The organism is Clostridium ljungdahlii DSM 13528 (genome assembly GCF_000143685.1).
Lineage (GTDB): Bacteria > Bacillota > Clostridia > Clostridiales > Clostridiaceae > Clostridium_B > Clostridium_B ljungdahlii.
The window spans coordinates 3,037,748-3,055,988 of the sequence record NC_014328.1; the positions used below are offsets into that span (position 1 = coordinate 3,037,748).

Annotated in this window: 14 protein-coding genes, 3 pseudogenes and 1 riboswitch; of the genes and pseudogenes, 7 read left to right on the forward strand and 10 right to left on the reverse strand. The window is 28.1% G+C overall.

Annotated elements, in window-relative coordinates; genetic code table 11:
• Positions 1-368: 368 nt before the first annotated feature.
• Both CLJU_RS13575 and CLJU_RS13580 read right to left on the reverse strand, forming a co-directional pair.
• Positions 369-1,712, reverse strand: coding sequence for a DUF4179 domain-containing protein (locus tag CLJU_RS13575; RefSeq protein WP_013239395.1), 1,344 nt, complete (start codon positions 1,710-1,712; stop codon positions 369-371).
• Between the two features lies 1 nt (position 1,713).
• Positions 1,714-2,274 (reverse strand): sigma-70 family RNA polymerase sigma factor, encoded by a 561-nt coding sequence (locus CLJU_RS13580; RefSeq protein WP_013239396.1) that lies wholly within the window; start codon positions 2,272-2,274, stop codon positions 1,714-1,716.
• A 207-nt stretch (positions 2,275-2,481) separates the two neighbouring features.
• Between CLJU_RS13580 and CLJU_RS21700 the strand changes: the two are divergent.
• From CLJU_RS21700 to CLJU_RS13595, 5 genes and pseudogenes are all read left to right on the forward strand, one after another.
• Positions 2,482-2,673 (forward strand): annotated as a pseudogene (locus tag CLJU_RS21700) (IS3 family transposase); the annotation flags it as partial.
• Positions 2,674-2,989: 316 nt separating this feature from the next.
• Positions 2,990-3,157 carry an aspartyl-phosphate phosphatase Spo0E family protein gene (locus CLJU_RS21705; protein WP_081442070.1) on the forward strand — a complete coding sequence of 56 codons (168 nt, stop codon included), beginning with the start codon at positions 2,990-2,992 and terminating at the stop codon, positions 3,155-3,157.
• Positions 3,158-3,324: 167 nt separating this feature from the next.
• Positions 3,325-3,432, forward strand: coding sequence for a cyclic lactone autoinducer peptide (locus CLJU_RS23170; protein ID WP_278244775.1), 108 nt, complete (start codon positions 3,325-3,327; stop codon positions 3,430-3,432).
• Positions 3,433-3,530: 98 nt separating this feature from the next.
• Positions 3,531-4,853, forward strand: coding sequence for a sensor histidine kinase (locus CLJU_RS13590; protein ID WP_013239397.1), 1,323 nt, complete (start codon positions 3,531-3,533; stop codon positions 4,851-4,853).
• 4 nt (positions 4,854-4,857) lie between these two features.
• Positions 4,858-5,430 carry an accessory gene regulator B family protein gene (locus CLJU_RS13595; protein ID WP_013239398.1) on the forward strand — a complete coding sequence of 191 codons (573 nt, stop codon included), beginning with the start codon at positions 4,858-4,860 and terminating at the stop codon, positions 5,428-5,430.
• 95 nt (positions 5,431-5,525) lie between these two features.
• Here the strand turns inward: CLJU_RS13595 and CLJU_RS13600 are convergent, their stop codons facing one another.
• From CLJU_RS13600 to CLJU_RS23350, 4 genes and pseudogenes are all read right to left on the reverse strand, one after another.
• Complete coding sequence (locus CLJU_RS13600) at positions 5,526-6,545, reverse strand: hypothetical protein (RefSeq protein ID WP_013239399.1); 1,020 nt, start codon at positions 6,543-6,545, stop codon at positions 5,526-5,528.
• Between the two features lie 446 nt (positions 6,546-6,991).
• Positions 6,992-8,266, reverse strand: coding sequence for an MFS transporter (locus CLJU_RS21715; protein WP_013239400.1), 1,275 nt, complete (start codon positions 8,264-8,266; stop codon positions 6,992-6,994).
• A 470-nt stretch (positions 8,267-8,736) separates the two neighbouring features.
• Complete coding sequence (locus CLJU_RS13610; protein ID WP_013239401.1) at positions 8,737-9,846, reverse strand: uroporphyrinogen decarboxylase family protein; 1,110 nt, start codon at positions 9,844-9,846, stop codon at positions 8,737-8,739.
• A gap of 179 nt (positions 9,847-10,025) precedes the next feature.
• A riboswitch (SAM riboswitch) is annotated at positions 10,026-10,126 on the reverse strand.
• A 100-nt stretch (positions 10,127-10,226) separates the two neighbouring features.
• Positions 10,227-10,289, reverse strand: a pseudogene (locus CLJU_RS23350) (transcription elongation factor GreA); the annotation flags it as partial.
• A gap of 812 nt (positions 10,290-11,101) precedes the next feature.
• On the opposite strand from CLJU_RS23350, the gene CLJU_RS13615 reads away from it, so the two are divergent.
• Positions 11,102-11,296, forward strand: a complete 195-nt coding sequence (locus tag CLJU_RS13615; RefSeq protein WP_013239402.1) for a hypothetical protein — start codon at positions 11,102-11,104, stop codon at positions 11,294-11,296.
• A 737-nt stretch (positions 11,297-12,033) separates the two neighbouring features.
• Here the strand turns inward: CLJU_RS13615 and arr are convergent.
• Positions 12,034-12,450 carry an NAD(+)--rifampin ADP-ribosyltransferase gene (arr, locus tag CLJU_RS13620; RefSeq protein ID WP_013239403.1) on the reverse strand — a complete coding sequence of 139 codons (417 nt, stop codon included), beginning with the start codon at positions 12,448-12,450 and terminating at the stop codon, positions 12,034-12,036.
• Between the two features lie 650 nt (positions 12,451-13,100).
• The gene (locus CLJU_RS13625; protein WP_013239404.1) at positions 13,101-13,820 is read right to left on the reverse strand and encodes a hypothetical protein; all 720 of its coding nucleotides are present in this window, start codon (positions 13,818-13,820) and stop codon (positions 13,101-13,103) included.
• A gap of 375 nt (positions 13,821-14,195) precedes the next feature.
• On the opposite strand from CLJU_RS13625, the pseudogene CLJU_RS23355 reads away from it, so the two are divergent.
• Positions 14,196-14,401 (forward strand): annotated as a pseudogene (locus tag CLJU_RS23355) (IS256 family transposase); the annotation flags it as partial.
• Positions 14,402-16,178: 1,777 nt separating this feature from the next.
• On the opposite strand, the gene CLJU_RS13635 reads toward CLJU_RS23355, so the two are convergent.
• Both CLJU_RS13635 and CLJU_RS13640 read right to left on the reverse strand, forming a co-directional pair.
• Positions 16,179-17,345 carry a MalY/PatB family protein gene (locus CLJU_RS13635; RefSeq protein WP_013239406.1) on the reverse strand — a complete coding sequence of 389 codons (1,167 nt, stop codon included), beginning with the start codon at positions 17,343-17,345 and terminating at the stop codon, positions 16,179-16,181.
• A gap of 43 nt (positions 17,346-17,388) precedes the next feature.
• Positions 17,389-18,228 (reverse strand): transporter substrate-binding domain-containing protein, encoded by an 840-nt coding sequence (locus CLJU_RS13640; RefSeq protein WP_013239407.1) that lies wholly within the window; start codon positions 18,226-18,228, stop codon positions 17,389-17,391.
• Between the last annotated feature and the right edge of the window lie 13 nt (positions 18,229-18,241).

The window sequence follows — 18,241 nt, forward strand, 5'->3', positions numbered from 1 at the left end:
ACAAATTATTGCAAACATATTGATTTATTTAAACAGGTATGTGACAATTTTATTACTATTTTCAATTTAAAATATATAAAAAAAATCTTTTCTTTGTGGAATGAAAAACTCTATGGATATGAATTAAAAATAATAAATTACCTAGGGATTCTTTGTTTAAATATAATTAGAGATAGGTATCCTTAACACTACATTATTCAGTTATCAAAGGCTATCGTTCGTGTTTAAAGTATCAAAAGTTGTGTCGCAAATATTTCATTCTCAGGATATTTGAAATGCGATGTAAAAACACCACAAAATTCAAATGAATAATGTGGCGTTCTAAAAAATTATTAATTTTTTTAATTATTATTTAAACCATCTAATTATTATTTTGTTTTAACTGTAATACTCTTATCCTTCATAATTGTTAAATTGGAACCGTCATATGTTCCTATTTTAATATTTCTAGATTTTCCAATTTTATATATACATATTGGCTGAGTGTCATTCCTATATTTGTTATATAGATTCTTAGCAATATCATCAGTAGCTTCCTTTATTTCGTTACCATCAACAGCCAAATATGTTGGTATATTAATTACATTTCTTAGACTCTCTTTACCATTGTATTGCATAGCTTCCTTTATAACTAAATAATCACCTTCAATAAAGTAATCCTTTATCTTAAGACTTATATCCGCATTTATAGATAATACTAGTGGTTTAGCTGCTGTACTAACATCTAATTTTACAGAAGGAAGCTTTTTTTGTTCTTGATTAGTCGCGATATATACTGGTATGACTGTTATGCTATTTGAGTTTCCTGTATTAATAAACCTTGTTGACCATCTACTTAAATTTGCTGAATTATCATTTCCGCTTCCATTCCATAACAAGCCACACCCTTTATCATCAAATGCTATAAAATCCACATATTGTTTTTTCTCAACATATTTATTAATATCTCCCGTACCCTTTATGACTACTGTTAAAGGTGAGACTATAACAGTATCTACTTTGCCTTGTATACCATTAATCCCAATTTTTTTATTAACACTACATTTAACTGTATTTTTTACTAACTTGCTTTTATCAACAAAGAAGCTGACTCCCCAGTTTCCTTTCTTGCCATAAAGTTCACTTACATCCATATCTATATTCATCTTATCCTTTTTCTCATATTGGGACCAGTGAATTTTCTGAAGTACTCTAACAGTATTATTATCAATAAACTCCCATGAGGCTCCACTGCCTATATCTAATCTTTCGCCATTTACCTTCAATGATGTAGGTATCATAAGAGCATCTACATAGTCATCTTTAATTTCCTTATTGTTATTTTTCACAATAAAGTTTAAGAAAAGCTCATTATCATCTGCTACTGCACTTTCAAAGGTTACATCTATACCTTGATCAGATTTTGTTTTGCCAATAACATCAATGTAATCTTTGTAATGTTTGTTTACACTAATTAAGTTCTTGTTTAATAAATCCCCAATCACTGGTATTCCATTTGCTAATGCTGGATTAACTGATATTATGGAAGAACAAATAATAAAAGTTAAAGTAGCTGCAATTATTGCCTTCTTTTTACCGCTTAATTTTTTCTTAGTTATAGTCTTTCTTAAATTAAGTTTAATTCTAGCTTTATCTTCCTTACTTACACAAGCTTCTTCAAATTCTTTTTCATCTATATCAATATCATTTAGAATTTCATAAATGTCCTTCATGCTAAACTACCTCCAAATTTGATTTTATCAATTTCTTTCTAAGTTTTTGCTTTTCTCTGTATATTCGATTGTTTACAGCTGCTTTGGTTATATTCAATTTTTCAGCTATCTCTGTGGACTTGTACCCTAAAATAAATTTTAGAACAAAAATTTTTCTATCCACTGGCTCCAAATCATCTATTAATCTCATTATTTCATTTTTATTTTCTAAAATAACCAGATCATCTTCAGCAGAAGTCTCACCTAAAATCTCAATGGTGTCTAAAACAACCTCTGCACCCTTAATCTTTGTCCTATAATAATCAATAGCTTTAAACTTTGATATGGTAAAAATCCATTTCTTAAAATCTTCTACTTTTCCTTTAAATTTGTCAGCATTGTTCCACACAGAAAGAAAAACATCATTAATACATTCTTCTATAAGTCCTGAATCATTGAATTGCATCAAAATCTTGCGTACTGTGCCTTTAACCAATGGAAGATGTTGGTCTACAATATAATCTAAGGCTTTCTCATCACCTTTTTTTAGTTTTTGAATATAGTTTGTTTCATTTATTTTCATATTAATTCTCCCTATAAACAGGTATTTTGTAAAAGCTCTTACACTCTATATAACGTTAATAATAAAAAATATTCTCATGTTTTTTCATATTTATTAAAAGTTTTTATATCATTATTGCAATTTTTCAATATTTTTTACCAACTTGGATGCTACTTTCGTAGCAATAACATTTCTATTATTCAATTATGACCGTATCATGAATGAAAAAATGCTCCTATGGAATCATTCTAGGGTAAAATGGAATGTGAATGGCTTTATGGAAATCACTTTAAAACACGTGAAGAAGCTCGTGCTGCCGTATTTGAATATGTTGAGATATTTTATAATAAACATTTTAATGGTTATGTAACACCTGAAAAATATTATAACAATTCAAATAAAAAATCAAAAACAGCATAAAAATTAAAAAATTATGATAATCTAAGAAATAAAGAGATATTACAAGTTTAAGATGTCCATTTTATTGTAGAAAGGCCATCTTGATAAAATGCATCTCATAAACTTGTTTATAATAACACATAACCTAATATCTAAAAGATAAAAAAAGATTATGGTTATTGTATTTTAGCACTTGGATATAAAATTTTACAGTCTATATTTTACATTATCCTTATATATTTTTGAAAATCAAAAAAGTTTCAAATTTGATTTGAATAATTTATATTTTTATAGTATACTATTTAAGTTGTTGAAAATTGGTAAGGATGTAAAGTTAATGAAAGAAACATTAGAAAAAGTAAGAAACAAATTATATACTATGTTAGATTCTGGTGAATTTACTGATGAAGAAATATTATCTGTAAGTCAAGAACTGGACAAGCTTATCGTATCTTATTATAAACTTGCCTCATTAAACCTTCCTGAAAAACATCCGAAACTTTAGGTAAATAAAACTTAATTTTCTTAAGTTTTATTTTTTTTTTTTTTTTTTGCAAAATTGTAAATTATAGAAGGATAATTCAATATTTTGTAGAACTTATAAATTAATACTTATTAGTTAGGAGGATATAAAAAATGAAAAATTTAAAAGAGAATGTATTGAAGAAAAGTATGAAAGTGGTAGGTGACTTGTCTTTGTTTTTATCAAAGATATCTATGAGTCCCACATGTCAAGCTGGTTGTTACCAACCAAAATGTCCTGACGAACTCTTAAAGTAATTGCTTAGATTTTTTATAAATGTTGTGATTAAAACTTTTTATGAAAACTTTTAATCTACATCATTTATAAAAAATCCTAGAATGAAAGGAGCACTTACATGTATACTATAATATCACAAATAATACCATATTCTATAGAAGCACTTCTTCTTTTAGTAATTTTTCAAGCATTATATAATCAAAAAAGTTTTGTACTACAAAATAAATTTAAAACGGTATTATTCATTATATTAAGTATTTTTACAACTTATTTTTCTAGATTTCATATATCCTTAGCTTATCACACACCTTTCCTCGTAGTATTTGATATTTTATTACTTACTTATATTACAAAAATAAAAATTTTTGATTCTACAATTATAGTTTGTTTATTTTTTACAATACTTTTCATTACTGAATTTATTGTTCAAGTTATTCTAATGCTTATATTCAACATAAATTTGAATCAAAGTATTTCAATTAATAAATATTTTTTGATTACATCAATAGTTTCCAAGACACTTCAAATACTTATTGTAGCATTAACTTTTAAGTTTAACTCATACTTTACTAAACTTAAATTATTTGAAAAAGAAGGAGTTGTCTTTGCTAATTTAATCATTGAACTAGGTGTATTTTCTACATTTGTATTTTGTGTTAACTATAGTATTTTCAATATAGAAAATATACAAATCTATAATTTCATTATTTTCATTATTTATTTTATATTTTTAATATCAAAATTTAGAAGTTTAAAAGAAAGACAATTAGCTGTAAATATAAGTATGAATTATAAAATTCAACAACATCACATTAAACAAATGGAAGAAATAATTAGTATAATAAGGCAGGAAAAACATGACTTTGCCAATCACATAAATGTTATACAGGGGTTATGCCTGTTAAACAAGCCTAATACTGTTGAAAAAATAAACGACTATGTGTTGAAAATTTCAGATACCATACAGTCTTCTTTTAAATACTTGGATACAGGAAATGATTACATAGATGGATTATTGTCCATTAAAAACAACTATGCCATAAAAAATAATATAGAATTTGATGTAATGATTGATGAGCCCTTTGATTTGATAAAAATCAGGCAAGATGAATTAATAAGCATTATAAGTAATTTAGTAGACAACGCTTTTGAAGCATTCCAATCTAAAGCATATACCGATTATAAAGAAATAGCTGTCAGCACCTTTAGAGAACATGAATATTTTTGTATTGAAGTAGCTGATAATGGAGATGTCATTCCAGAAAACATGAGAAAAAAGATTTTTGATAAGGGCTTTTCTACGAAAACCAGCAAAAAAAGTGACCATGGCTTTGGACTATATATTATCAAACAGCTAGTTGAAAAAAATAATGGGAATATATATGTGGAAAGCAGTGCAGAAAACACTAAATTTTTAATAAAATTTAAGATAGAAGGATAAATAAATGGATGAACTTATAGGATCTATAGTAAAGAAAGTTTCTGAAACGAACCCACAATTTTCTGATTTGGAACTAAAAAAGATGGAATATGGATTGCTTTGTATTTTTGATGAAATAACAAAAATTATTCCGTATTTTATTATATTCTGGCTACTTTCACTTCAAAAATACTATATAGTTATTCTCATATTTTTCTGTCCCATTAGATTATTTTCAGGTGGATATCATGCAAAAACTTACTGGGGATGTTTCTTTATTAGCTTTATTATATTTTTAGGAATGATTATTATAGGTAAGTATATTTCATTTAATAGTATTATCTTAATACCATTATTAATTATTTCATTTATACTTGTTTGCATTTTTGCTCCAGTAGACAACGTTAATAAAAGAATAAAAAGTAAGGAACGAAGAAGGAAGCTTAAATACATTTCTATAATAATTACTTTTTTATTAATTGTATCATGCTACTTCATACCACATAGATTCTTAAATACTGCTGTAATATCAATTTTAGGTGCAGTAATAATGATGATGATTGGTAAAATAAATAACGACAATATTCCTAGTAATTAGCGAGCATATAAGAACAGTTTGAACATAGGCTACCACTTTTTAAGTGTTACTTTAAATAGAGAGATAACAGATACACTTCCTTAGAATTATATCTGCTATCTCCACATAACGCTTGTATGTAAATCTGAAAATAAAATTGATTTATCCAGGTTAGGGTTTCTATCAAAATACATATCAGTCCATTTCCATATAACACTTTTATAATCAAACAATATATCACTTTTAGCATCTCCATACTCTTTTGCAAGAAATTCTATGCTAGGAATTGAACTTTGCAATCTGTTATCTAAGTCATGAAACATATCAATAATGGCTTCAGCAGATATATCCATATAAGTCTCAATGTTTTGGGGTGTAGCCACAAGAAAAAGTCCTCTTTTACTAAGGTGAGGGTTCATTTTGTTTTCTATCATCTTAATCCATAGATACTCTGGTTTAAATCTATTTAAAGAATTTGACTCTTTTATATAGCCTGGCAGCTTAAGCAAATCACGCTCTCTGATAAACTCGTCCATTATTTTCTTTGCATTTCCACGATAATCAAGTAAGCGATAATAGGGTTCACTTCCTACTGCTTTTAATTTTTCCGTTAACACATCCATCTGTTCAACATTGCTTCTTAATAGAAATACTGAATCATCTTTTGGAATATTGTTTCTTGAAACTGCTTCCGAAAGAGCAAATAAATAATCAAAATAACCTTTTCTATGAACAAATCTATCATGAAATTCTCTATCTCCAAACCATGAAAAATTTACTTTTGTCACTCCGATGTTTTTCAAATTTTCTACCCACTCCTCAAGCTCAATGCCTTCTCTCATCTTTGTCCCATTTAAATTTACAAAACCTGCATATGGGTCAGATAACTGTTGATTAACTTTAATCTGTTCTGATAAGTTCCCATACTCCGCACAGTTATATACACATAATTGTGGTTGAAATCCATACTTCTCATCAATTCCTTTGAATTTCAGTGCTAATTTTTTTAAATGCTCAAAATCAATTTTAGAAATTTTATTATCACCAGAGCAGAGTAAACAATGGCTACACTTACAGTGACAATCAGCCATGTACCCATTAATAGTAAAATGGTCATCCTGTAATTTTATATACAAACCAATTTCCTCCCAGCATTAAATAAATTAATTGTTTATTAATAAAGTTACAATATTTCCCGATCATATAAAGTATAAAATATAACTGGTGCAGTAATGTTTTGGGTTTTAATCATCACATACCCTAAATATGCTATCAGACAAATTTGTAAATATCCTCTAAACATAAATGCAACAAATCTTAACCTACTTATAGTATCTATATATTTTTGTTGCTTTCTAAGTAATAGCTTATATTTACTTTTTCTTTTTTTAGTGCTGGCACCATTTTATTTTCCTCTATTTCACAGAAGTTTTTAGTTTGATAAATAAATGTTTTAACTTTAAATATAAGTATATATTGTGGCAATAGGTCCATCCATATAACCATAGGTAAAGTAGAAATGAAAAAAGTAGTATTGTCTTTTTAATTGATGAATAATACAAGAATATTATGTCTTAATCTATTATATATTAATTGTTTCCTTAACACATCTTAAAAACGAAAGATATATGAATAGCACAAGAAATATTGCGTAATCTGCAAATATAATTTTATTCATTTGTATTCTTGTCCCCAATATACCTGCAAATATCATACCTATTGGCATTAAAGCAGAAGATAGTGCATTTTCAAATGCAAATACTTTTGACCTCATATCTGAGGGTACGAAATTTTGCATACTTGTTTGCAATAAGGAACCCATTACTGCCAGGCATAGGCCATCAATAAAAAACATTACAGCGATAAAATAAAAATTTAAAGTCATGGAATAAATAATCATAGTACATGAAATTATAATTCCACTTATAATAAATACATAAAACTTATTTTCTTTTTTCATTTCAAACACAGACAGAATAGTATAACCCACAAATATTCCAAAAGTATTAATTGCCATTGCTATTCCATATAATCCAACTCCAAGCTGATTATTTATTTTGAACCAAGGTAATGTGAGAGTCATTGACATTGAAGCAAACAAGTTCAAAAAAGCAATGGTAATATAAATATACTTAAGACCTTTTAATTTATTTACAAGATGTATACCTATTTTCATATCTTCGATAAAATTTATATTTTTCAGGGATGATTTAATTTGTGGTATTTGAGCAAAGTACTCTAAAGTTGCCGAAAATAGAAAACTAAGTCCATTAAAAATAAATAAAATAGGGGCACCAACAATTTGGACTAAGAAACCACCAAAAGCATATCCTATCATATCATTTACTGAACTGATTGAAGAAAGTATAGAATTAGCCTTTAGTAATTTAGATTTTGGAATTATATCAGGTATACAAGAATTTATAGTTGGATAAAAAAAGCAACTGCATACACCTGTAATAATACCTGATATAAAGACCATCCATACTTGTAAAGAATCTATTATCGCTGTCATTCCAATAAAGAAAATAGTTATACCACTAATAACATCAGTAGTAATCAACACCTTTTTTCTATCATGCCTATCAATAAAAGTTCCAGCAAATGGAGAAATAAATACTTTAGGCAAAGTGATAACTGCTAAAAGTGTACCCATTAATGATACAGAACCTGTTTTCATAAGGACCCAAAACTCAAGTGCAATATTAAAAACATTATCTCCCAAAATAGATACTGCTTGCCCTTGAAATAATAAAGTAAAATTTCGATTCCATATTTTATCATTGAATTTTTTATTAATTTTGGAATTTTTAACTAAATTTAGTTCATTCATTGTATCTTTAACTAGTTTATCCATAATTCTCCTTAACCTATCATATAATCTTCTTTATAAATTTATCATTTATCTGTATGTTATACAAATAATAAATACTTCACAAGATAAGAATAAAGCGTACCTATCGCAAATTTACACTATATAAACATAATTTTTGCACTATAAATGTATCTATTTATCTTTATATCTGAATATGGAAAGATAATTTTAAAAAATAACTAAAAGCATTGTACATCAGCATCAATTATACAGTGTTTTAGTAAATTATTTAAGTTTAGCAACTGTTTCAATAGTATCATAAGCAGAGAGCGTACCTAGGTTTGTGTAAATCAGTGGGTACGTTCTCTTTTTTTATCTATAAGTAATATCACTTGATATAAAAGGTCTAATTAAACAACACTATTTTGTATTATTTTTCAAATACATGATTTTCATTAAAGTGAAGCTTTCATACTACAGGTCAATGCTGCTAAATTTTTAGCTAATTTGTTCTACTTACCAGCAGCAGCAGAAACCATTGCTTTTACATTTTCAACTTTTGCATTTGGAGGTATAGAGCATCCAGATGAAAGAATGAATCCATTTCCCATGTCTTTTATCAATTGAGTACTATAATTATATACTTCATCAGGAGTTCCTAAAACAAGTTTTGCAGCTTGGACATCTCCTTTAATACATATACTACCTCCTAACTTTTTCTTAATTTTATAAATATCAGTTGTACCATCCGTTTCAAAAACACAAGTACCTTTTGGAAAATCTTTAAAATAATCAAGCCCTCGTTCCCAGTTTGCATCAGCATGAAAATTAGCAGTTACTCCTGTCTCAATTATAGCATCGGTTATTTTTTTCAAATATTTCCATATAAACTTTTCCCATAGCTCAGTGCTGTAAAAATCAGGGCACCCACGTCCCATAGCTATAAATACACTTATAGGATCAACCGTTTTTTTAATAGCTTGCTTCATTTCTTTAATATTAGCATCAGCAATAATATCCATTACAGCCTGTATTTTTTCAGGCATTCTTCTCATATCCATCATAAATTTACTTAAAGTACGACCCCCACTCAAGTAATCAATAGGATGTGATATTGTTACGTTATTATAAATTGGATATCCCTCATCTCTCATGTTCTTATTCCACTTTGGCCCATTAGTTACTATTTCACAAAATACTGATGAGTCTACATTTATCCTTGCAGCAAAATAATCCTTTTTAAAATCTTCAAAGCCTTTGCTCAATATAGTATCATAATCATCTGTTGTCATTATTTGACGCTCATCAATCTGCCAGAGCATATCATCTGTAAGTTCCCGACCGGGAAGTTTTAAGTTAGAAAAAAATATTGATCCCATAAGTGGTGCAGGTGCAAAAGCACAAGGTACCGCATCAACATTACCAATTTGTTTTGATCCATCGAGAATAACTTTATTTGAAATGTCCAAATCTAAAGCAAAATCAGATAATTTAACACCGGTTGCCTTAGCAAAAAAAGAATCTCCAAATGGAATAACAGGTGTTCTATCTGTTTTTTCCAGTTTAATTGCCTTTTTTATTCTGCTTAAACGTTCATTGTACAATTCCTTTAAAGTATTCATAACATTTCCTCCTTTAATAAGAATTACATTTATGTTAATATTAGCTTATCATATATATTTTTACAGTTCATCCTACATGATGACTAAATTTTATATGTCTATTTATACAATATTAATATTTTTATACTCAAAAAAATCTTCCTGTAGATAAACCTACGAGAAGATTAATATTCTTCTACTTCTTATCTTTCAGGTAATGCCTGCTGGAATTGGCACCGTTGGGTTACATCCAAGTTGCTAAGCTTCATAGATCCAGTGCCTCAACCACTCTTGATAAGAACTTAATATTTAATTTAATAAATTATAGAAAATCACTAATTATTTGCCAACACATTTTAATCAATCTAATTTATAAAAATAAAACATTCAACACACTTATTTTACAACAATTTTTCAACCTGCACATCATAACTTCCATCAGGAGATGTCACAGTTGCCTTTTGACCTACTTTTAGTTTATAAAGTGCCTTTTCTAAAGGAGATTCTACTTATATTCATATTTTTAACATCTGCTTCTACTGTACTAACTAAGGTAACTTCTTCGATTTCATCTACGTCACAAAATCTTAATCTTACAAATTAATATTTTACAGCTTGTTTATAAAATCTATTAGTTTCTCATAGCTAATCTCTGCTATCACATAACCGCAGCAACCACTTTATAAGAAATGTCTCAAGAAGAGTGGATCACTTCAAAGAAATTATTTATAAAAAATCAATATTAGAACAAACTCAATAAAAGATGAAGCCTACTAAGGCTTAATCTTATTTACATCTCATGTTAAGGTTCAACCTGTGTAAAATAGCCATTCGTTGTTTTTATTATAATCCTAAAAGTACTGGTAATAAATAGCTTGCATAAAGTTTTTCCAGCCGTTTTCTACTTTTTAAAATAATAATAAAACCTGTACTCTAAATTAAGGCACAGGTTTTATTATTATTTGTCAATATATGGATTTATTAATAAAATGATAGTATTAAATAGGAATTTATTCAATAGGTAATAGCATATAATTATATATAGAACTTAGATCAACCCTCAGTTAGGCATATCTTTCTCGATATAATTTAATTATTTTTAAAATTTCAATAAATTCATAAATTATTATTTTTAATTTTGCCATAATTATGGTTTACTGTGATATAATGTATTTAATAGCAGCAAATCATGTTATGTAATTTACCTTCTCCCGTAATTGCTATATGAGTGGATTGCAGGTATAATGGGTTGACACAATGGGAGGAGGTAATATGAATGAGCTTTTTCTTTTTGTGCATTATAGTGCTTTCCATAACTGAAGTATCAAGTCTATGTATTTTATCAGTATTTTGTTATAAGCAAGATAAAATTAAAATGTTTTTTGAAAGCAAGACAAGTGTTTCAAAAGATAAAGTTTTAAATGATGTTAGGGTCGATGTAGATAAACCTAAAAAAGAAAATAGCAAGTAACTTCGGCTAAAAGCTACTTGCTCATATAAGTTTTTTCATGCATGACATAGTTTTGTGAATGTATACAGCTTCCTGCAATCCACTCAACCTTACATATTTACTATTATATTATAAACTGGACAAAAAATACACTATATAAGTAAAATTTATGTTATACTTTTACTATTTTTATGATAGTGCTTTAGGGAATAGATGTATGTTATCATAATAAAATCATGAAACAAATTATGGATATTTTAAAGTAACATTTCAAATTATGTTGATTAAAAAAGAAATGCTATTAGAATTTCTTTTTTTATTTTCTGAGGTATACGTATCATATAAAAAGTCAATAGGAACTTCCTTTATATAAGCTATTTTAAATAAGTGTTGGTATTAAACAGCAATAAAAGCAAAAAATCCAATGTTACACATGCCTATACAAAAATAATAGATTTAAAAGAAACAAAACCTATATTTGTATAATTATATAAATAATCTTTAAATTGGTAATTTAATTAAAGTATAGGTTAACTATAATATACTACATTATTATGATATTTTAAAAGAACTTATTGTTAGAAGCGTGTTAGTTGTTATATTAAATGATGCGATGATATTTTATATAATTGCTAAGCGTTCTCAAAAAATAACATTGCCTATAGCATTGGAAATCATAGCAGTCACATGTATTGCATTAGTAATTAATATTTGGTATTGTCTACATCGAAATGGGATAATATAAATATTCTTATAGATTAATCGTATATTACATTTTTCCCTTCATCACTTAACTTTTTTAAAGATGAAAGCATATGATTTATTTCTTCATCAGAATGTCTTTCCCATGAACCTAATTCTGCTATTATTTTCAAAGGAGATTTAGACCTATAAGAACGTGTTGGATTTCCAGGAAATCTTTTGTCAGTTAAGTTCGGATCATTTTCAAATTCACCTAATGGTTCTACAATATAAATTCTCTCTTTTGATTTAGATGTGGCTAATTCGGCACCCCATTTTGCAGCATTTAATGTTGCAGTAAAGTAAATGTAGTTAGATTTTTTATTTTGGTAATTTGATAAGTGTTGTGGTTCTAATAAATCTCCAGTTTTTAGTTCTGCTTTAGTACCATGAAAAAAGGGACCATTATCTAAAACATCTTTTTTGTCATTCATGCTAATACACTCCTTTTATATTTTTAAATTTGTGTATAATATTATACTATCCAAATCACAAAGAATCGATGAACAATAAATTACTCTTGCATCACAAGATAATAATTATCCAAATTAAAGTTATATATGTAGCTCTTATAGGTTTTTTATATGGTATATTAATTGGATTCCTACCTATTTTTCTAAACGTCCAGTGACTTCTTCCACTCTTAAAAGGTTTACCTACATAACCATAACTCTCTAATACCTTTTTCTTATAATTTGAATGAACAAATTGAAATAGTAATCTTTTGAAATTATAATTATATTGGTATTTATATATGTGATGTAACCACCATTTCCAGATTATCTATATTAAATCCACGCTAAGGCATAAATTTGTTAAGGAACATAGTTTCTACCCACATTAAGCCAATCATATCGAATAACAAAGTTTTATAAAAGTTATTTCAGATCAGTTTTAAAACTTTGATTTTAGTACTAGTTTTAAGACTAAAATCTAGCTATAGATCGACTATTTTAAAGGCTTAAAAAAAGTACCATGAACTTTCGTTATTAAAGCTAAAATCCTTAACGTGGGATTTATCGGTTTTATTAGTTTAATACCACATGTCAAATTATATACATGTACTTTAAGCTTGTTAAATCATTCATTTTCTTATATTAACCTTCGAAGGTACACATATAGTCCCTTCAGGTAGATTTAAATGTCCATTATTATCTAAGCGATATTCCTTACCATCTATTGTAAATACTGAATCTTTTGTAAATCCAAACCCAAGCTTTAACCAGTTTTCTGTATTATAGCCTTTTCTAAGATTTTCAATTTCTTCATTCGTATACATCCACCCACTATTATCTAAAAACAATTTTTCTGAATATCCTTCAATTTCACAAAATTTGCCTGATTCAATTCCTAAGCTTTGTAGTCTAGCTCCAACATCTTTACTATTAGGCATAAAAATTCTTATTAAATCAACAATTTTATCTATTGGCTTTCCACTTGATAAAACATCTATTAACTCATTAGTTTTTGTTATATCATTAAACTCATCTTCACTAAACAAATGTGTAATATCTTGATTAGGATACAATTCGTATAAAAGCAATTTGGAATGATTATTTTTAACTGATATTTCAGCATTTCCATGCATTAAAGTTTTAGCAATATAATACCCATCTTTTATATCAATAATATTATCTTTAAACGATAGTTGTTTTAATGGTGTAGTAACTAATCTACTTACACTTTTTGTTACATTAGCACTTGATGATGCATTACTTATTTTAGATATATAATTATTGAATTCATTCATTTTTAAATTAACATTTTTATATATATTTCTATCAAATCCTATTTTTGAAAACATTTAAACTCCTCCTTACTAAATACTTTATAGTAATATTCGTCATTGATTAAATTATCTTTAATTAATGACATAAAAACATTTTAATGTAAATTTAACAAATAAATGTAAACAAATCGAAAGATACTGTTTTGTTACTTAACTACAATACAATTGATGATTCTATTAAATATACTCAAGAAATTTTAAAAAATTGTATGCTTAATGGGGATAATGATGAAAACTGGTATAAAATTTACCTTCTTATTGGTACACAAACACTATCTATTCAAACTTTTAAGGGTAAACATTTAACTGCTACAGTATTTTCTAATGATGGGACAAAAATATTTCAAGGTACATATGAGCAATCATGTAAAAGAGGACAAAAATTTAATATATCAAGGATCTATGCGAAGCTGGCTGAAAAATTAGGACACCATAACCCCTACATTCAAATTTTTACCAGAAGTCAAAAAAGTAATGTCACATACCGCAGATCAAACAGTCAAAGAAGCGTATTTCCAAGTGATACTGCACTCCTCAAGGCACCTCTTGCAACATTTGAAGCAACTAAGAAATGGACGTCAGTCCTCAGAAACTAGAGTAAAGTTTATGGTAACCTATCCATAATGTATGATGGCAGTTTCCAAGTAACATCGTTCATATTCACTTTGCAAGTAGCTACGTCGTATAAATTCCATTTTACATATTACTTTACAGTCTTTTAACACCTTTAAATCAATTTCTAAATATCTCAGCTTAAGTGCTTGTGCGTCCTTTTCCTCTGCTCAGATTCATACCATTCAGTATCCTCAACTTCATATAATTTCTGTTATTATGCAAGACTAAAAAATCTACACTTTTTATCTTTGACTCCAATATCTATCTTTTTTATTACGCAAAATAAGCACCCTAGATGACGGATGCTTATTTTACAATAATAATTGGGGATCTAATTTATATACTTTCTTGTGGCAGTTGCACTTAAGTTTAACGTGCCCTGCAACTACAGACACGAGGAGAATAATTACTTTTACTTTTCTTTCATATATGTAAATACTTTGTTTTCATTTCCGCTAAGGCTATTTCCTTAGGACACTTATAAGTATATATGGTATTTGTTACGGTTTAATGTCATACAAGTAAATTATTTATTTACTTTTTGAATACCCTGTAAATAATATAAGAATAAGCACCAACTTTAACCAATGCCTATCTTCGTTTATATAATATATTAATTTTTATTTATCGACTATATATAGTATATAGCACTTTTACATAAATTTTGTCCCTTCAACCTATATCTTTACTTTAATACTTTTTTCTTTGTTTATCATAGTTCTTAAAAATCTATTAGTAAACTAGCAATCACATATACTTTCTTTTGATGTTTCATCTTCTAGCTACTTTAAATTCATTCTTTCGTACCAATATAGGGCTTAATTATACATTTAAAATTACTAGTTTCACCTATACATTGCAATACAAATAGTTGCATATAATATTTCAATATAATGAACAAGAAAAATAATTAGCATAAACCATAAAAGTATCCTGTAAGATTAGACACAACCTCTTTTAATGTGTCCATACTACAGGATACAGTTTAAATAGTTCTAAACTGTTTTTAATAATTAAACTATGGAGGAAAAACTGCTTTCACAGTTATATTCTAACCATATCACCTAGCCGGTATAACTTTTTCAATATTGAACATATTATCAAGTACCTGCCAGTTTTTTGGGAGCGGCTTTGCTAAAACCCATTAGCTAACACCTCGAAGTCCATACTCATTTACAAGTTTATATTTGGCCCCTAACTTCTTGTATCTTCATTAATTGGAGCAACGGTCATAGGTTGGCCACCTGACCAGATTAATAAACATCATCAACAAATGGCCTGGTTACTGAGTTTATGAATATAATAACATACCACAAAATAAGCTACAAAGGAGTAAAATCTATTTTGAACTCGACACTTACATCATATCTCTGGCATGCTTCCTTCTACGTAGACATATGATTATTTAAAAAGCCCTTTGTTTCTAAATTTTACTTTTTATAATAAACATCCTATGAAATACTTTAAAAACTAATAATATTTTAGTATTTAAAACAACTTAAAGCCTTTACTTACAAAGGTTCCAAGTTGTTTCATTAAGATTACTTTTTATTTTATGTTTACTTCTTAAGAAAGTCACTTAGATATTTTCTAACATTTCTACATTGCTAAAAGCTTTATTTAGCTCCAGAGGAAAGTATACGGAGAACTATTCGATAATGTTTGAAGGAAGGTTGCCTTAATTAATCCTTTCAGCATAAAAGTAGGCACAAATAAATTTGTATACATTCAATCCTATATAAGATTATAGTGGCATTATCAATGGCATATGTTCTCTATTCCTTGTATAAGTTGTTCAACAGCTTTAATTATATTTTCTTTTGACGTAGCAATATTCATTCTTACATACTGATTGAAACGTTCCCCTCCAAACCATACTCCAAAATCTAAAGCAAGTTTGCATCTTTCTTTAATAAAACTTTCCAGTTCATTGCCCTCTATGTACTTACCTAGATTAATCCAGAGCAAGTAAGTTCCCTCTAAAGGAGATACTTCAGCAAGAGGAAGTTCCTCATGAAGCTTTTTCTTAATATATAAATAATTTTCTTCAATTTGATGCAATACTGCTTCTAACCATGCTCTTCCCTTTTCATAGGCACTTTGTACTGCAATATATCCAAAGGCATTTCCATCTGGAATACGGATACATTGTACAAAAATATCAAAGGCTTTTCGAATTTGAGAATCTGGTATAATAACAAAAGAATTTTTACATGAAGCGAGATTAAAAGTTTTCGTTCCAGCTGTAAGTGTAACAAGCATAGAGTCATAATCTCCTAGTGTAGCCACCGGGATATGCTTATTTTCACCTATTACAATATCCTGATGAATTTCATCTGAAATTACCTTTACATCATGTTTTTTGCAGATATTCATGAGACCTTTAAGTTCATCCTTTTTCCAAACCCTGCCTACAGGATTGTGTGGTGAACAAAGTATAAATAGCTTTACATGGTTTTCTATGATTTTATCTTCAAAGTCTTTAAAATCAATAGTGTAATTTCCACCTTCATTAATTAAATCGCTTTCTATCAGGTTTCTGCCGTTATTCTTTACAGCATCTAAAAATGGATAATATACAGGTGTTAAAACAATAATAGAATCCTTCTTCTCTGTAAGTAACTGTATGAACCAATTAATAGCAGGAACAACACCTGGAGAATAGCGAAGCCATTCCTTCTTAACTGTGTATCCGTGATAAGTTTGCTCCCAATTTATAAAAGCCTGCTTATACTTCTCAGGTTGTTTATAATACCCCAAAACACCAAAATCTAAATACTCTTTAAGTTTTTCAACAACACAGTCAGCTACTTTGAAATCCATATCTGCAACCCATAGTGGCATTAGATCTGAAGCTCCAAACATAGCCTCCAATCCATCCCATTTTTTACTATCGGTTTGTTTTCTTTCAACATACTTTAACAAGTTGCAACACTTCCTCATCATTAATCTTTACTATCATGTAGAATTAATTAGCTATTTTAGCATCCTTCGGTTTCTCACTAAAGTCCTGTCCATACCACTTTTGATAAATCTTTGATAATGTACCGTCCTTCTTCATTTCTTGAATAGCCTTCGTAACAACCTTGTTTAATTTTTCTGAATTGGCATTACCTTTTACGAATGGGTATGCTTTTGCTCCAACTGTAACATTTTCTTCAACCATTCTTGCATTAAGAAGTCCATTTTTAATTTTATATGCCGCTTCACCTGCAGAGTAAATCATAGCATCAACTTTTCCTTGACGAAAAGCTTCAAATAGCAAATCAGAACTATCATATGTAACTAAGTTGATCTTAATTCCTTGTTCCTTAGCAATTTGTTTAAATAGGTTTCCACCATTTGAACCTGATGAAAATCCACAAGTCATACCGGATATATCCTTCAATTTTTTAATATTAGTCTTATCTGAATGTACAACTAATTTTTCTGGAATATATGCATATGGTTCTGAAAAATCATACTTGGCTTTACGTTTAGCATTAATTGTAATGGTATTTCCTACTGTATCTGCTTTACCAGAATCCAAGTATCCAAACAAAGTATCAAAATCACCAGTTACAAATTGAACTTTAATACCGGTTTTAGCAGAAATAGCATTCCAAATATCCACTTCATGTCCCTTATGTACGCCATTTTCTACATATGAATTAGGTACTGAAGATGAACCAGATGCTACAATAATTTTTGTAGGACCTTTAGTTTCTTCTTTCTTTTGTGAATCATTTTTTGTACTTCCACATGCAGTCATACCAAAAATCATGCAAGCACATACTGCAAGTGAAAATATTTTCTTAATACTTTTCATATTTTTCCCCCCA

Excerpts from the sequence above, each read along its gene's own strand:
- CLJU_RS13615 (WP_013239402.1), top strand. The coding sequence starts at position 11,102 with ATGAGCTTTTTCTTTTTGTGCATTATAGTGCTTTCCATAACTGAAGTA.
- CLJU_RS13575 (WP_013239395.1), bottom strand. The coding sequence starts at position 1,712 with ATGAAGGACATTTATGAAATTCTAAATGATATTGATATAGATGAAAAA.
- CLJU_RS13590 (WP_013239397.1), top strand. The coding sequence starts at position 3,531 with ATGTATACTATAATATCACAAATAATACCATATTCTATAGAAGCACTT.
- CLJU_RS13595 (WP_013239398.1), top strand. The coding sequence starts at position 4,858 with ATGGATGAACTTATAGGATCTATAGTAAAGAAAGTTTCTGAAACGAAC.
- CLJU_RS13640 (WP_013239407.1), bottom strand. The coding sequence starts at position 18,228 with ATGAAAAGTATTAAGAAAATATTTTCACTTGCAGTATGTGCTTGCATG.
- CLJU_RS23170 (WP_278244775.1), top strand. The coding sequence starts at position 3,325 with ATGAAAGTGGTAGGTGACTTGTCTTTGTTTTTATCAAAGATATCTATG.
- CLJU_RS13625 (WP_013239404.1), bottom strand. The coding sequence starts at position 13,820 with ATGTTTTCAAAAATAGGATTTGATAGAAATATATATAAAAATGTTAAT.
- CLJU_RS21705 (WP_081442070.1), top strand. The coding sequence starts at position 2,990 with ATGAAAGAAACATTAGAAAAAGTAAGAAACAAATTATATACTATGTTA.
- CLJU_RS21715 (WP_013239400.1), bottom strand. The coding sequence starts at position 8,266 with ATGGATAAACTAGTTAAAGATACAATGAATGAACTAAATTTAGTTAAA.
- CLJU_RS13610 (WP_013239401.1), bottom strand. The coding sequence starts at position 9,846 with ATGAATACTTTAAAGGAATTGTACAATGAACGTTTAAGCAGAATAAAA.
- arr (WP_013239403.1), bottom strand. The coding sequence starts at position 12,450 with ATGAATGACAAAAAAGATGTTTTAGATAATGGTCCCTTTTTTCATGGT.
- CLJU_RS13580 (WP_013239396.1), bottom strand. The coding sequence starts at position 2,274 with ATGAAAATAAATGAAACAAACTATATTCAAAAACTAAAAAAAGGTGAT.